The 15,146-nt window shown below is 69.3% G+C and carries 13 protein-coding genes; 12 read left to right on the top strand and 1 reads right to left on the bottom strand.

The window, feature by feature from the left end:
- Positions 1-22: 22 nt before the first annotated feature.
- Positions 23-1,759 carry a DUF885 domain-containing protein gene (locus J2S41_RS13890; protein WP_310367684.1) on the bottom strand — a complete coding sequence of 579 codons (1,737 nt, stop codon included), beginning with the start codon at positions 1,757-1,759 and terminating at the stop codon, positions 23-25.
- Positions 1,760-1,925: 166 nt separating this feature from the next.
- On the opposite strand from J2S41_RS13890, the gene J2S41_RS13895 reads away from it, so the two are divergent.
- The 12 genes from J2S41_RS13895 to J2S41_RS13950 all read left to right on the top strand — a co-directional run bounded on the left by J2S41_RS13895 (position 1,926) and on the right by J2S41_RS13950 (position 14,394).
- Positions 1,926-2,294, top strand: a complete 369-nt coding sequence (locus tag J2S41_RS13895; protein ID WP_310367686.1) for a hypothetical protein — start codon at positions 1,926-1,928, stop codon at positions 2,292-2,294.
- Positions 2,291-3,811: a caspase family protein gene (locus J2S41_RS13900; protein ID WP_310367688.1), complete on the top strand. Its 1,521-nt coding sequence runs from the start codon at positions 2,291-2,293 to the stop codon at positions 3,809-3,811. The genes J2S41_RS13895 and J2S41_RS13900 overlap by 4 nt, the downstream gene beginning before the upstream one ends.
- A 42-nt stretch (positions 3,812-3,853) precedes the next feature.
- Positions 3,854-4,258, top strand: a complete 405-nt coding sequence (locus J2S41_RS13905; protein ID WP_310367690.1) for an effector-associated constant component EACC1 — start codon at positions 3,854-3,856, stop codon at positions 4,256-4,258.
- Positions 4,255-5,568 (top strand): caspase family protein, encoded by a 1,314-nt coding sequence (locus J2S41_RS13910; protein WP_310367691.1) that lies wholly within the window; start codon positions 4,255-4,257, stop codon positions 5,566-5,568. The genes J2S41_RS13905 and J2S41_RS13910 overlap by 4 nt, the downstream gene beginning before the upstream one ends.
- Positions 5,569-5,584: 16 nt before the next feature.
- Entirely contained in the window at positions 5,585-6,337 is a 753-nt protein-coding gene (locus J2S41_RS13915) for a PP2C family protein-serine/threonine phosphatase (protein ID WP_310367694.1), read from the top strand.
- Between the two features lie 134 nt (positions 6,338-6,471).
- Positions 6,472-7,011, top strand: coding sequence for a hypothetical protein (locus tag J2S41_RS13920; RefSeq protein ID WP_310367696.1), 540 nt, complete (start codon positions 6,472-6,474; stop codon positions 7,009-7,011).
- Between the two features lie 524 nt (positions 7,012-7,535).
- The gene (locus tag J2S41_RS13925) at positions 7,536-8,078 is read left to right on the top strand and encodes an SRPBCC family protein (RefSeq protein WP_310367698.1); all 543 of its coding nucleotides are present in this window, start codon (positions 7,536-7,538) and stop codon (positions 8,076-8,078) included.
- Entirely contained in the window at positions 8,075-9,313 is a 1,239-nt protein-coding gene (locus tag J2S41_RS13930) for a zinc-dependent alcohol dehydrogenase (RefSeq protein ID WP_310367701.1), read from the top strand. The genes J2S41_RS13925 and J2S41_RS13930 overlap by 4 nt, the downstream gene beginning before the upstream one ends.
- A 388-nt stretch (positions 9,314-9,701) precedes the next feature.
- On the top strand, positions 9,702-11,444 hold the full coding sequence (locus tag J2S41_RS13935) for a TnsB C-terminal domain-containing protein (protein ID WP_310367704.1): 1,743 nt from the start codon (positions 9,702-9,704) through the stop codon (positions 11,442-11,444).
- Positions 11,441-12,304, top strand: coding sequence for an AAA family ATPase (locus J2S41_RS13940; protein ID WP_310367706.1), 864 nt, complete (start codon positions 11,441-11,443; stop codon positions 12,302-12,304). Before J2S41_RS13935 ends, J2S41_RS13940 begins: the two co-directional genes overlap by 4 nt.
- Before the next feature lie 19 nt (positions 12,305-12,323).
- Complete coding sequence (locus J2S41_RS13945; protein WP_310367709.1) at positions 12,324-13,634, top strand: P-loop NTPase family protein; 1,311 nt, start codon at positions 12,324-12,326, stop codon at positions 13,632-13,634.
- Entirely contained in the window at positions 13,627-14,394 is a 768-nt protein-coding gene (locus J2S41_RS13950) for a hypothetical protein (RefSeq protein WP_310367712.1), read from the top strand. The genes J2S41_RS13945 and J2S41_RS13950 overlap by 8 nt, the downstream gene beginning before the upstream one ends.
- Positions 14,395-15,146: the final 752 nt, after the last annotated feature.

Below are 15,146 nucleotides of genomic sequence, written 5' to 3' on the forward strand. Positions count from 1 at the left end.
GCGCCGCGGGGTCCCGGCCGGCTCAGCCCGCGGTCTCGGCGATCCAGTGGCCGACCCGGGCGTCGAGCACGTCGAGCGGGAGCGCGCCGTCGCGGAGGACCGCGTCGTGGAAGTCGCGGAGGTCGAAGCGCGCGCCCAGGGTGGACTCGGCGCGGTCGCGCAGCGCCTGGATGCGCAGCTGGCCGATCATGTACGCGGTGGCCTGGCCCGGCATGCCGATGTAGCGGTCCGTCTCCTTCTCGATGTCCGCGCGGGACAGCGCGGTGTGCGCGGCGAAGAACTCGATCGCCCGGTCCCGGGTCCAGCGCTTGGCGTGGATGCCGGTGTCCAGCACCAGGCGGCAGGCGCGCCACATCTGCGCGGAGAGCATGCCGAAGCGCAGGTACGGGTCGTCGCCGTAGAGGCCCAGTTCGTCCGCGAGTCGTTCCGCGTACAGGCCCCAGCCCTCCACGTACGCGCCGAGGCTGTAGTCGGTGCGCCGGAACGCGGGCACGTCCGGGAGCTCCTGCGCGAGCGCGATCTGCAGGTGGTGCCCGGGCAAGGCCTCGTGGTAGACGATCGCGGGCAGTTGGTACCGCTGCGCCTCCGCGATGTTCGCCAGGTTCGTGTAGAACCGCGCCGGCCTCGCCACCTCGACCGATCCGGGCTCGTAGAACGCGATCGGCGCGGTCGCGGCCCGCCACTGCTCCACCGCGTGCACCTCGATCGGCAGCACGGGCAGCGTCCGGAACACGCGCGGCGCGGCCTCGATCCCGGCGGCGACGTCGCGGCGCATGTCGGCCAGGTACCGCGCCCGCCCGGCGTCGTCGCCGGGGTAGCGGAAGCGCGCGTCCGTGCGTACCGCCTCGCGGAATTCCCTGGCCGTTCCGGCGAAGCCGGCGGCACGGGCCACGTCGCGCATCTCGTCGTCGATGCGCGCCACCGCGTCCAGCCCGATCCGGTGGATCTCGTCCGCGGAGAGGCCGGTCGTGGTCCAGCGGCGCAGCGCGGCGGCGTAGTAGGCGTCGCCGTCCGGCAGGCTCCACACGCCGTCGTCCGCGCGCGGCCGGTCCGCGAGCTCGTCGATCGCCGCGCTGTACCGGTCGCGGCCCGTGCGCACCTCCTTGGCCAGCGCCGTCTCGGCCGCGGACAGCAGCGTGCTCGCCCGCGCGCCGTCCAGGCCGAGCGCCTCGACCTTCGCGGTCAGATCCGCCAGCAGCGGGCCGTCCTCGTACGGCGCGAGCGTCCGGCGCAGGTGGGCGATCTCCCGCACGGTCGGCGTGATCCCCAGCCGGCGCTGCGTGTCCAGCCCGGCCGCCAGCTCCTCCAGCGCGCGCCCGGCCTCCCGCAGCCGGGCGACGTAGTCCTCCGCGTCCCGCGCGGACGTGACCGGATGCCGGCTCATCAGGAACCCCGCGATCGAGTCCGCGCCGCTGCCGGCCGTGGACGACGGCAGGATCTGGTGCCGCGACCAGGGTGAGAGGTGGTGGCGCCACGGCTTCAGGTCCCGCACCCGCTCGACCCGCGCGGCGAACAGCTCCGCGTCCAGCCGCTCGGCCGCGGAGAGCGTCTCCGCCGGGAAGCGCTCGCGAAGCCGGCTGAGCTGCGTCTCGAGCAGCTCGGCGTGCCGCAGCCAGCCCGCGTCGCTGTGATCGTCCAGCCGGCTCCGGTCATGCTCCATCCCGAGCGTGGCCGCGGCCTGCGGACTGAGCGCGACCTCGTCCTCGAACGCGCTTCGCAGGAACGACCGAAGCCCTTTGCCGCCCACCGGATCATCCATTGTGTAACGCTCCCCTGCCGCTCTCCGACCGAATGTACACGGCGTCGTTCTGCCGGATATCCGCCACTTTCAGCACAAAGGTTTAAAAGCCGCAAACAGGTCATTCGGCCGTACGCTGGCCACGCGGTGCCGCCCGGCCCCGCGCGGCACGTCATCGGAGGCCGACATGCCCCCACTGCTCATTTCCATCGGTACGGACCCGAGCGACCCGCAGGACACGGAGGAGGCGCTGCACGCGCTCCGCCGCGAACTGGACGACATCGACGTCCCGGCCGCACCGCTGCCGGCCGGCCCCGCACCGCTGCACACCCGCGGCGCCGACGTCGCCGCGCTCACCGCGCTCGCGGTCGCGGTGTGGCACCCCGAGGTGCTGGCGCCACTGATCGAGCTGGTGCGGTCCTGGGCCGGCCGCCAGGGCCGCACCGTGCGGATCGAGATCGACGGCGACGTGCTGGAGCTGAGCCGGGCCGACGCCGACCAGCAGCGGCGGATCGTCGACGAATGGCTGCGCCGGCACGGCGGGGAGGCGCGATGAGCGCCCGCCGGGAAGCGCTGATCATCGCGATCGACGAGTACGCAGATCCCGGCCTGCGCCGGCTGCGCGCGCCCGCGCACGACGCCGACGAACTCGGCGCGGTGCTGGCGGACCCGGAGATCGGCGGGTTCACCGTGCGGCGACTGCGCAACGCCCCGGCGCACGAGATCAGCGAGGTGCTGGAGGAGTTCTTCGCGGACCGTACCAGCGACGACGTGCTACTCGTGCACTTCTCCGGGCACGGGCTCAAGGGCGCGGACGGCGCGCTGCACCTGGCCGCCACCAACACCAAACTGAACCGGCTCGCCGCCACCAGCGTCGCGGCGGAGTTCGTCAACCGGCAGATGACGGCCAGCCGGTCCCGCCGGATCGTGCTGCTGCTGGACTGCTGCTACGCGGGCGCGTTCGCGCGCGGGCTGCTGCCCCGGGCCGGCGCGGCCGACCTCGGCATCGAGGAGCAGTTGGCCGGCCGCGGCCGCGCGGTGATCACCGCGTCCAGCGCGGTGCAGTTCGCGTTCGAGGGCGACGCGGCCACCACGGTACGCCGTCGTCCCTCGGTCTTCACCGGCGTGCTGGTCCAGGGCCTGCGCAGCGGCGACGCCGACCGGGACGGCGACGGCATCGTGACGCTGGACGAGATGTACGACCACGTGTACGCCGGGGTGCGCGCGGTGACGCCACACCAGACACCCGGGAAATGGGTCTTCGACATGCAGGGCAGCCTGCCCATCGCCCGGCGTCCGGCCACGCCCCGCCCGGCGCCGTCCGCCCGGGTCCGTCCGCTGTCGCGGGTGACCGCCGCGGTCCGCCGCTCGCCGGGGCGGGCCGTGGCCGCGGGCCTGGCCTGCGCGCTGGCCGCCGGCACGCCGCTGCTGCTGACCGAGATCCGGCCGACCCGCGGCACGCCGGTCGACGCCGCCGCGACCACCGGCCGCACCATCTTCCGGGACGACTTCACGTCCCGCGCCAACCGCTGGCCGCACACCGGCGCGGCCGGCCCGCACGGCGGTTACTACGTGAACGGCGCCTACCGGTACGGCAGCCGGACCCCGGGTCAGACCTGGTGGGCGGTGCCGTCCACGCCGTCGGAGGTCTACCCCACGGCGCCCGCCAACCTCCGGATGAGCGTCGCCGCGCGGTGGACGTCGCCGGACGACGCGGCCTGGTTCGGGCTCGTCTGCCGGGCGAACGGCGACGAGGACGCGTACATCTTCACGGTCGCGGAAGGGGTGGCCCACATCGCCAAGATGAAGAACCGGATCTTCGACGAGCTGCGCGGCGAACCGCTCCGCGGGGTCGACCTGCACGCCGGAGTGACCCTGACCGCCGACTGCGCGACCACCGACGCCGACCACACCACGCAGCTGTCGCTGGCGGTCGACGGAAAGACCGTGGTCCAGTACCGCGACACGGCCGAGCCGCTGCCCCCGGGTGCCGTGGGCGTCACCGTGGAGATGTCTCCCCAGGCGACCGACGCGGAGGCCGAGTTCACCGGTTTCGCCACGTCCCGGCTGTGACGGCCGTTGCTACGATCGGGCACACACCATGGAGGTTCGTCGATGCACGAGGACATCCTGCTGTCGGTGGACGCCCGCAGCGACGACTACGATCCCGACGACGAGCGGTGGCGGCGCCAGGTCGCCGGACTGCACACCGAGCTCGACACGGTCGCCGACGTGCGGCGTTCCGCCCGGCCGGTGCCCGGCACCCGGGGTGCGGTGGAGCAGGTGATCATCGCGCTGGGCGGCGCGGGCGCGTTCACCGCGGCCGTGGAGTGCCTGCGCGCCTGGCTCGCCCGCGACCGCGGCCGGCGCGTCGACCTGCGGTGGAACGATAACGGCGTCGAGCGGTACGTGACGCTCACCGGGCAGGACGTGGACGCGGAGGCGGTCCGGGAGCTGTCCCGGGCGGTCTCCCGGCGGCTGGGAGGACCGGGATGGCCGGCCGATACCGAGCCCTCTTGATCGGCAACTCGACCTATCCGGCCGACGAGCACAACCTGCAGCCGCTCAAGGGGCCGGTCCGGGACATCGCCGCGCTGCACCGCGCGCTGGCCGATCCGCGCACCGGCATGTTCGCCGACCTGGACGTGACGCTGCTGCCGGAGGCGACGTCCGGCCGGGCGATCCGCGCGCTGGGCCGGTTCTTCGGCGCCGCGACCCGCGACGACGTGCTGCTGTTCTTCTTCAGCGGGCACGGCAGACTGGACCGCGACGGGCGCCTGCACCTGTGCATGCAGGACACCGACTCGACCGACCTGCTGGCCACGGCCGTGAGCAGCGCCCGGATCAACGAGTTCGCCGACGCGTCCCGGGCCCGGAACATCGTCATCATCCTGGACTGCTGCCACGCGGGCGCGTTCCGCGGCGGCGACGTGCCGGACGCCGTGGCCGGCCCCGGACGGTACGTGCTGACCAGCTGCCGCGGCACCCAGCTCGCCGACGACGCGACCGTGGACAACGGCACCAGCGTCTTCACCCAGCACCTGGTCGACGGCCTGCTGACCGCGGCGCCGGACCACGACGGCGACGGTTACGTCGGCTTCTCCGACCTCTACACCTACGTCGACCGCCGCATGCGCGCCTCAGCCAAGCAGATCCCGCAGCGCCGGGTCGACGGGGACGGCGACGTCCGCCTCGCCCGCCGCCCGGAGGGCGCCGCACCACCGGCCCCGCCTCCTCCCCCACGCGCCCCGGCGCGCCGATGGCGGACGCCGATCATCATCCTCGCCGCCGCCGGCGCCGTCGTGGCATCGCTCCTGATCTGGCGGTACGGAACGACGCCCACCGACGCGGACTACACGGCCACCGCGCCGTGGCGGCTGCGGATCGAGGGCAACCAGGTCAGCGACGGCTGCACGGTCACGCTCACCGACGCCCGGACCGGCGAGGAGATCCCGCTGCCGGACGACGTCTACGGCACCCGGACGTACCAGATCCACCACACCGGCTCGTTCCGGTGGCAGGCCAACGACGCGGCCTGCCGCATGATCCCGCTCGCCGGATCGGGCGGCGCCACGCTCCCGTTCGCGCTGCTGCAGAGCACCGGCGACAGCGACGTCTTCGCCGCGCCCGGCCGGGTCTCGGTGCAGGTGCGCGACTTCAACTCCAACCCACGGTGCGACATCAGACTCCACGACCCGGCCGACGGCGCGGCCGTCGACGTCGCCACCGCGGAGCCCGGCGCCGCCACCGTGGTGCTGGACCCGCGCGGCCGAGACCGGGTCTACGTCGGCGACACGTGGTGCGGTGTGCTGATCTCGGTGGCGCCGTAGCGGCATGCTTGGCCGGGTGACCACCACCGTTCAGGACCAGCGGCCACTGCCGCACCCGGCGCTGCGCCTCACCGCGGCCGGCGCGACCGCGACGGGCAACCGGTACCCGGCCAACTTCGACGTCCTGCACGTCGGCGACCGGCTGCTCGCCGTCGCGGACGGGATGGGCGACGGTGAGGGGAGCGCGGCCGCCGGTCGTACCGCCGTGGCGGCCCTTGTGGGTTCCGCCGGCGACGCCGGCGCGGCCACCGCGGAGACGTTGCGGGACGCGGTCGCCACCGTGCAGCGAGAGGTACGCGCGGCCGGCCGGCGGCTCGGCGGCCCGCTCACCGGCGCCACGCTCACCGCGCTGGCCACCACCCCGACCGACCTCGCGTGGATCGTGCAACTCGGCGACTCCCGCGTCTACCGCCGTCGCGGCACGCTGCTGGAACTGCTCACCACCGACCACACCGCGGCCTGGCTCGGCGCGGTCCACGGCTGGTACCCGCACGACTCGCCCCAGGCGCACGCGGCCCGCTACCACCTGCACCGGTACGCCGGCCACCCGGACGAGCCCGAGGCCGACCTCCTCGCGGTCACGCTCCGCCCCGGCGACACCTACCTCCTCTGCACGGACGGCATCGCCGACCAGGTCGACTACGCACGCCTCGACACCCGCCTGCGCGACCCCGGACCGCTCGACGGCATCGCCCGTGGCCTGGTCGAGGACTCGCTGGCGCGGGGCGGCCGGGACAACGCCACGGTCGCGCTGCTGCGCGTCGGCTAGCCGCCCGCTACGAAGCCGGACGTAGCGACGGCTACGCGGCGTGGCCGACGCGAGCCGGCGGCCGGACGGCGACAGTGGACGGCAGCGGATGACACACCGTCGCCGCATTCGTCGAGGCACAGGGAGGCACAGTGATGGGGCACATCAGAAACACCACGGCGGTACGCCGGTGGGCGACCGTCGCGGCGGGCATGGCGGTGGCCATGGTGGTGACCGCGCCGGCCGCTCAGGCGGCACCGGCGTCGACCGGCGAGGAGCACTGCGTGGTGGTGCTGGACAAGCTGCGCCCGGGTGAGACCACGTCCCGCGTGGTGTCGCGGCAGTGCGCGGACACCCCGGAGGCCGCGCGGCAGAAGCACCAGGAGGCGTACGCCGGAGCCGCAGCGGCGACGCTGCTGCTGACCCTCTACGCGGACATCAACTACGGAGGTGCCAGCACCGTCCTGGAGGGTAACGCCGGCGCGTGCGACACCGCCGGATACGGCTTCCGCGATCTCGGCTCCTGGCGGAATCGCATTTCGTCGTTCAAGCGCTTCAACTGGTGCCAGCGGGTCCAGGGCTTCGACCTGGTGAACTACGGCGGCGCCGCGTACGGGCCGTGGACCACGGACACCCCGTGGGTCGGCTCGGCCGCGAACGACCGCATCGACTCGCTGCAGACCCGTCGGCTCTGAGTACACCACGCACCACCGCCGCCCCTCAGCATCGCTGAGGGGCGGCGTCGCGTTCTCCCGATTCAGCGGGAGCGCTCCGCCAGTTCCGCACGGCGGACCAGAGATCCTGCGCCGCGGCGGATGCGGGGACCGGTGCCGCGAGCACGGCGGCCGGCGGCGATCGCGAAACGTCTCACAGACATCTCCGGGAAATTGAGGGCACAGAGCGCCGATCTCCGATAACCGGAGACCGCAGAAATGGCATAACCGTTGCGGGATCGGCACACGCGGATTGCGATTCACCTTTACGGCCGCGACGACATCACCGCCCTGGACAGCGTCACGGAAAGACCGGCACTTGGACGCTCATCAAATCCGAGCGGTGTACGCGCACCGTTTCAGCAGTTCCACCAGGGGTACGCAACAACGACCTAAATAGCCCTCGCTGCCATCGGCTGCCCGGCTTCACGCTGTGGGACCTCTACCGCGACGCCCGCCGGAAACGGTTCGGTGCCGTCGGCGCGGGCGTGAGCAGAGGAGTACCCATGGAACTGACAGCCGCCACGACCATTCGTAAACCCGGGACGGACGTGTACACGTTCTGGCGCGATCTGGAGAATCTGCCGACATTCATGGCGCATCTCGAACAGGTCCGCGTCACCGGTGACCGGACGAGCCACTGGGTGGCCGACGCCCCGTTCGGCAACGATGTCCAGTGGGACGCGGAGATCGTCGACGAGGTGCCGGGCGAGAAGATCGCGTGGCGCTCGACCGGAAACGCGGACGTGCCGAACGCCGGGACGGTGTGGTTCGTGCCCGCCCCGGACGGGGCGAGCACCGAGGTGCACGTCCTGCTGACGTACGACATCCCGGGCGGCACGATCGGCAAGGCGGTCGCCAAGTACTTCGGTGAGGAGCCGCATCAGCAGCTCGACGACGATCTGCGTCGGCTCAAGCAGGTGCTGGAGACCGGCGAGGTGATCCGCTCCGACGGCGCCCCGTGGGGTAAGCGGGCTCGCAAGGAGTTCCCGCAGCGCCCGGCGCAACCGCTGTCGGACGCCGAGCTCGCGAAGGGGGCGGACGCATGAGGGCGAACACCTGGGCGGGCCGCAACAAGGTCGAGGTCCGTGACGTACCGGATCCGAAGATCTTGAACGGGCGTGACGCCATCGTGCGAATCACCTCCACCGCGATCTGCGGCTCGGACCTGCACCTGGTCGACGGGTACGTGCCCACGATGCAGGACGGCGACGTCATGGGCCACGAGTTCATGGGCGAGGTGATCGAGGTCGGGCCGGACGTGCCCGCGGACCGGCTGCGGCCCGGCGACCGGGTGGTCGTACCGTTCCCGATCGCATGTGGTGCGTGCGCGGCCTGTGCCGCCGAGTTGTACTCCTGCTGCGAGAACTCCAACCCCAACGCGGGCATCGCGGAGAAGATGTTCGGGCATCCGCTCGCCGGAATCTTCGGCTATTCGCATCTGACCGGCGGGTACGCCGGTGGCCAGGCACAGTACGCCCGGGTGCCGTTCGCCGACGTGGGCCCGCTGAAGATCGATTCCGATCTGACCGACGAGCAGGTGCTATTCCTGTCCGACATCCTGCCCACCGGCTACATGGGCGCGGAGATGTGCGACATCCGGCCCAGCGACGTGGTGGCGGTGTGGGGCGCCGGCCCGGTCGGCCAGTTCGCCATGGACAGCGCCCGGGTGCTCGGCGCCGCGACGGTCATCGCCATCGACCGGGAGCCGTACCGGCTGCGCATGGCCGAGCAGGCCGGGTACAAGACGATCAACTTCGATGACGCCGACGTGCGGTCGAGGCTGCTGGAACTGACCGGCGGGCGCGGACCGGACAAGTGCATCGACGCGGTGGGCATGGAGGCCACCCACGGCAGCGCGCACATCGGCGCGTACGACCGGATCAAGCAGGCCGTACGGTCGGAGACCGAACGCCCGCACGCCTTGCGCCAGGCGATCCTGTCCTGCCGCAGCGGCGGCGTGGTCTCGGTGATCGGCGTGTACGGCGGCTTACTCGACAAGTTCCCCGCCGGCGCCTGGATGAACAGGTCGCTGACGCTGCGCACCGGCCAGTGCCACGTGCAGCGGTACATGAAGCCGCTGCTGGATCGCATCGAGCGGGGTGAACTGGATCCGACCCGGATCATCACCCACACCCTGCCGCTCGACCAGGCCGAGCGCGGCTTCGAGATCTTCAAGAACAAGCAGGACAACTGCGAGAAGGTCGTCCTCAAACCTGTCAAACGACATCGACACTTCAGCAAAAACGACAATGGATCTTCGGCCGGCGAGGTCGGGATCTAGATAACCATGTGCGCTGGCATGATCAAAGCCCATCGGTGGTCCCGTGGCTGAAGATTTTTGGCGTACCCAATGAGGGCTTGATGTCGCATTGACTGAAGATCTTTGTCGGATTGCGTGCTCCTCGGGAGGACGAAATAGTGCTTCCTACAGAAAGATCTTGTCTCATACGTTGCGTGCGGGGTCGTTTCTCTGTCAATCTATCGCCGGTTCCGGTGTCTCAAGCTGATCTGCCGGGAGGGTTGCGGCGTGGATGGCGGTACGAGCGACGAGCCGACTGGGCGCGATGCGCCGCCGCTGAAGGCTCACTCTCACGAGATCGCGGTGGAGTGTTCGATCGACAGCCGGACTCGGGTCATCAGGACGGTTGGGCCTTGGCGGGATCTGCGACATGGCTCGTCCTAGCCGGGAGCAGTGGCGGGCGGCGCTCAACCAGTTACGCGAGGCTAGGGCTGCGGGTCAGCTCACTTCTGGCAAGGTCCGGCTCGCGGCCGGTGGTCTAGGGGTTTCTGAACGGGCCGTATGGTATCGCCTTCAGGCGCCCGAGAGTCCCGAACACGGGAGGGCTTTTTGTCTGTCGGACGCCGATAGAACGGCCTTCAACGATTTTCACGGCAATGTTGCTGCGGTATATCGAGCCCGGACCGCCGCTATTCTAGGGCGGGATAAAGCAACCGGCGCTCCGATTGACCGGGAGTTGCTTGACGGGTGGAAGGGCGCTGCTCTGGTCTCATTGAGGACTTTGCAGCGGGCGTTTGAGAAGGAGTTCACACCGGCGGCCGCAGCGTGGGTAAGGGGCGGCGACCGGGCACGCCGGGCAAAGCTGACGTACTTGAGTCGCCAGGCAACCCGACGCAATGAGGTCTGGGAGGGTGATCACAAGCAGTTACCGGTGCTCGTCCTTCCGCCGCGACGAAAAGCGTGCAAGCCGTGGGTGACCACTTTTATTGATGATGCGACCCGAGCGATTGCAGGGTGGGCGATCGCTGATACGCCGCACGAGGGGACGGTTCTAGCCGCGTTGGCCAGGGCGATCATGCACGACGCCAGTGGCCCGGTTCATGGCCTTCCTGGACGAATCCGCTTGGACCGAGGCCTGGAGTTCGCGGCGAAGGGTGTGCAGTCGGCGGCAGCCACGTTCGTCGTCGATCTTCACGTGCTTCCGGCCTTCGCCTCCAATCTCAAGGGCAAGGTCGAACGCTCGAACCTCACCATCGATCAGATGTATAGTTCTACGTTGCCGGGTTACACGAAGGGCCGCCGCGACCTTTCCGGCAGGCTTTCCGGACCTCTGGATGATCGTTCAACGGCGCGTGCCGCGTATGAGGAAGCCGCTGCGGCCGGCGCAGACCCCGGCGAGCTGCCCATGTCATGGAAGACGTTCGTCGAGCATTTTTCGGATTGGGTTCGCTGGTACAACACCGAGCACCTTCATAGTCGCCTTCAGGGGTTGACCCCGACAGAGGCGTGGAACGCTGATCCGACGGCAGTGCGCGATGTATCGCCGGAAGATGTGCGGCACCTCTTCCGGTATGGCGGTACCAGGATAGTGAACAATGACGGAATCCATTTTGATAACGGCGTGTTCACCTGTCCCGAAGGGCTTCTCCGCGAGATCGGTGGTGTGACCGTAGAAGTTCGGTTCATGCCCCATGAAGACCGATACATAGACGTCTACCGCCACGGTTCGTTTCTTACCCGCTGTTATCTAGTGGACAAGCTCACGGAACAACAGCGTGACGACTACTACCGGTCGGTACGTGAGAGCGACCGTAAAGCAGCAGCGGTGAAGAGATCGGTGACAGCCCGGACCCGGCGAAGGCTTGCGGTCATGTCGCGCCCTGACGACCCGGTCGAGGAGGCCCGAAGGATCCAGCCGGCGGACATGGCCGCGACGCAGCGCCAGAACTCCGCTGCATCCGCGCAGCGGAGTCGGCCACGTGAATGGTCCACCAGCCTGCTGGGTATCGGTCCGGTCTCGGCGGTCGAGGAGCCGTCGGCGGAGCTGGACACGCTGTTGAGTGAACCGGGTAGTCCAGCGTTCGCCATCGATGAGCCGCCGGTCGTGCTGGACGACATCCTCACCGACCCTCCCGGCGGTGGCTACCTCGCCGGGGAGGAGGACTCCTGGTGAGACGCCGGCCGTCTCAGGGCCCACCAGGGGCCCGTCAGATCTCCACGGAGCAGTTCCAACGCGCTCAGCAGATCGTCGCGTACACCGCGCGCCACGAGGCTGTCAGCGTTATCTACGGCGACACCGGCCTCGGGAAGACCTACGCCATGCGGCGCGGCGCCAGAAAGCTGCTGGAGGCCAGAGCGCGCGGCGACCGGACCGAGGTCACACTCACTCAGTTCCCCATGGATTGGACAAGACTCCAAATCGCGAAGACGCTGCTGAAATCCATCACCGGCGAGGATTTTGTGGGAAACAACGGGAAGGCGACGAACCGGCTTCTCGACGTCCTCACCGCTACGCCGCGGCTGCTCATCGTCGACGAGGCTCAGCAACTCAACGAGAAGAGCATCGAGTTTCTCCGGTTCCTACATGATCACGATGAGACGAGGTTCGGCCTCCTCTTCGTCGGGGGTAACGGATGCTGGAGGGTGCTGTCGAGCAAGCCCATGCTCCGGTCCCGGATTTCCCAAAGGCAGGAGTTCAAGGCCCTCCTTCCGGTCGAAGTGCCATCCTTGATGCGTGCATACCACCCGCTCTACAGGGATGCCGATGACGACCTGATCACCTACGTCGACGAGTCGTATGCCAACGGGCAGTGGCGCTCCTGGGCAATCTTCTCCTTCAACGCTGTGGAGGTGGCGCAACGTGTCGGGCGTAGCCACATCGACTGGGAGATCGTCGAGAACACCTTCGCCATGAACCCGCCGGATGAGAGGCCCTCACACACCAGACGCAGACCTCCTGCCCGAACGGAGACCGCGGCAGAGCCCGTCGGCACCATCCTCGCCTCGCGCACGGCTGACGATGCCGCCCGGTGACCGGGCCCGCACTGTTCTGGTGCGCGACGCGGACGACAGTGTCATGACTCGACGGCTGCTCGACATCGTCGACGACATCGACCGAGGTGTCATCGTCGTAAGACCCATACCGGGTGAAAGCGACCGTGAGACCTTCGCGCTCTCAGTACTCTACGCGCTCGGCAAACACGTTGACCAGAAGGCCGCGTTCTCACTGCGAGGGCTCTGCTGGTGGTTCGCCGAGACCTGGCTCGCCGGGCACAGGATCACAACGGCCGTCGTGGACCGGGCTCACACTCTGTCGCGCGGGCTGCTGGAGGACCTCATCGCGATGGCGCGCCGCGCCGGGACCGATGTCTGGCTCCTGGACGCCTCACCGCGCTCCACCGCGGCGATGACCCGCCTCGCCGATGAGGTCCTCGACATGCCGGAATATCTCAGCAAGCTGGCGGCCCTCGAGCCGAAGTCAGCCACCAGAGGGCATGAACCCGACAGGCTGCAGATCCTTGACATCCACCTGCCCGACACGGGGTTTCTAAGCTTCCGCGCGGACTGCGCGCGACAACTGTCCGCCGACGTCTTCACCCAGGTGGACGCAGCCTGGCGGGAGACGTTCGATGCGATGTTCGGATGGAAGGAACGAGGCTATCGCGTGTTACGCGAGGCGCACCCGGGCGTGGACGACATCGGACTGCCCCACCTCGCCTCCAAACTGAGTGTCGATCTTGCCGACCTGATTTTCAGCGCACACAACCAGTCAACGGCGCTACTGCGGATCCGCGCCACCCAGGCGGCGCTCTTCCACGACGGACTGGTGCTGCATCATGAGCCCGCCGCAGCAACGGTCATGGCCCGCGAACTTCACTATCCCGTGAACGGCACCGCGCTTCAGCTCCTCAGCCGGGCCGTCTCGCCCAGCCTAGCTTTCTGGGCCCTCGATTACATGATTAATCCGATCATGAGCGTTCCGCTCAGGTATAGGCCGGCCGAGATGTTTCCCGGGACGGATCCCGAAGGCCTTTTCCTGACCACCCAGTACGGCCAGATATCCGTTCCACCCGGAGCCCGTCCTATCCTGCGAGCTCACCTCTACGACTGGACGCGAAGACCCGATGACTTCCCGCAGAACTCCGGCCGCGAGGCCCGCCGAAGAGACTACGAACGAGGCGAGAAGATCCACCTGCTCGCCCCGTTCCCGCAACGGTCACGAGCCGGCGTAGACATTCGACGGCACCGCTCGTACCTCCCGGCCCTCGGCTCAGAATGGATGCGGCAGAGAGGTTTGACACTCAGCCGCATCGAGGACCTGGCGCCGCGGCGCCCCATGACCGCGGGAACCGCCGATGCATGAACCCGACGCCACCACCTTCGGCGATATGCTCCTGAACCGGGCCCGTGAGCGCGGTGTCCGGCACGATCTGCTGCTCAGCCTACTGGGCATGACACCCCACCAGATTCGCCGCCTTACTCAACCGCGCGACCTCGCCGACTATCCGCTGGACGTCATCCGCCAACTCGCCGAGCGACTCGGACTCCCGTGGCCTGAATGGCTGGCCACGGGCACGGCCGAGCCGACGGCGACGCCCGAACCGAACGACGCCGCCATGGTCGACGCCGTACTCAGCGCCGCCATCGGCCTAACGCTGAGCTTCAGCGAACTCGCCTACATGCTCGACTGGACCATCGACCGTGTCCAGGTCGCAGTTCATCACCTGAAGAGGCGCACGCGGACTCCCGGGACACAGATCGTCGTGACCGGCGACTCCGTCGTGCGGGAACTGACATCCCGACTGCTGGACGATGACACCCGGCGGCGCCTCAACATGCGCCTGCACGCTCACGGTATCGGCCCTTCGCCCGATGTGCTATATCTCGTATATCATCTGATTAGCTCCGATTGGGCGGCTATCCAGCAGGCCGGACTGAATCCTGAGCAGAACGCCGACCTGTACGAGGAAGCCAGAGCGTACGGGTTAATCACATCACATGAGAGTTATGGCTTCATCCACGCAGACCTCACCCGCGACGTTCGGATCAGCCTCGGCGTACGAGGCTACCTACACTCCCGCGTGACGTACCTCGATGTACATGCGGACGATGACGACCCATAGCGGCCGCCGGCGTGTTCGAGCGCGGCGCGCAGCGCCGACGGCGGTCTGTGGCCGCCAGGCAAGGCCAACGATGTCGCGTTCGCCAGCCAGGCCAACGCCGGCCGTCGGCCGACTGCGAGGTCGCCGGCCCGCTCGGTGATCGGGCTCAACCCCTCGCCAGCACCCAGTTCAGGGACCGCGTCCCCCGAGCGAACCCCTACGCACGCCACGTTCGCGTGCACGGCCGAGGCGTACTTCGTTGCCGACGGCGCCACCGACGCCCGAGCTGACCGCTCGACCCCTGCAGGGAACCGCGAGGAACCTCGCCGCGGCGAGGTTCCTCGCCGCCTACGGTGTGCACGGGTGACGTGCGGCCTTCGCGCACCGGCGCGGCACGTGGCCGTATCCGGGCCGGCCGGTCGGATGGCGACGCGGCGTCTGCGGCGCCCCATGCTCCGGTGTGCCCTTTCGGCCCACGGCGCGGACCGAGCTCGCCGCCAGCGCCAGTCGGGTGCCGGAACAATCCGGCCTTGACTCGTTCCGGGCCGCTGTCTCGACCAACGAGCTCCTGCTGCGGTTGAACGACCGGCAGCCCGGCGAGCTCCGGGCCGCCATCGGCCGCGGTGCTGGCATCGATGCCCGCTACCGGCCTGCACCCGGATTCCCGATCCGTACCCGCCTCCCACGACAGAACGAGCTGCCCGCAGACCAGTGGGAGGTCTGGCTGCCAGGCACCGCCTCCCCGCCCGTCTTCTCGGGCGCGGCGGCGTGAG

Origin of the sequence: Catenuloplanes atrovinosus (genome assembly GCF_031458235.1) — a bacterium.
GTDB classification, from domain to species: domain Bacteria; phylum Actinomycetota; class Actinomycetes; order Mycobacteriales; family Micromonosporaceae; genus Catenuloplanes; species Catenuloplanes atrovinosus.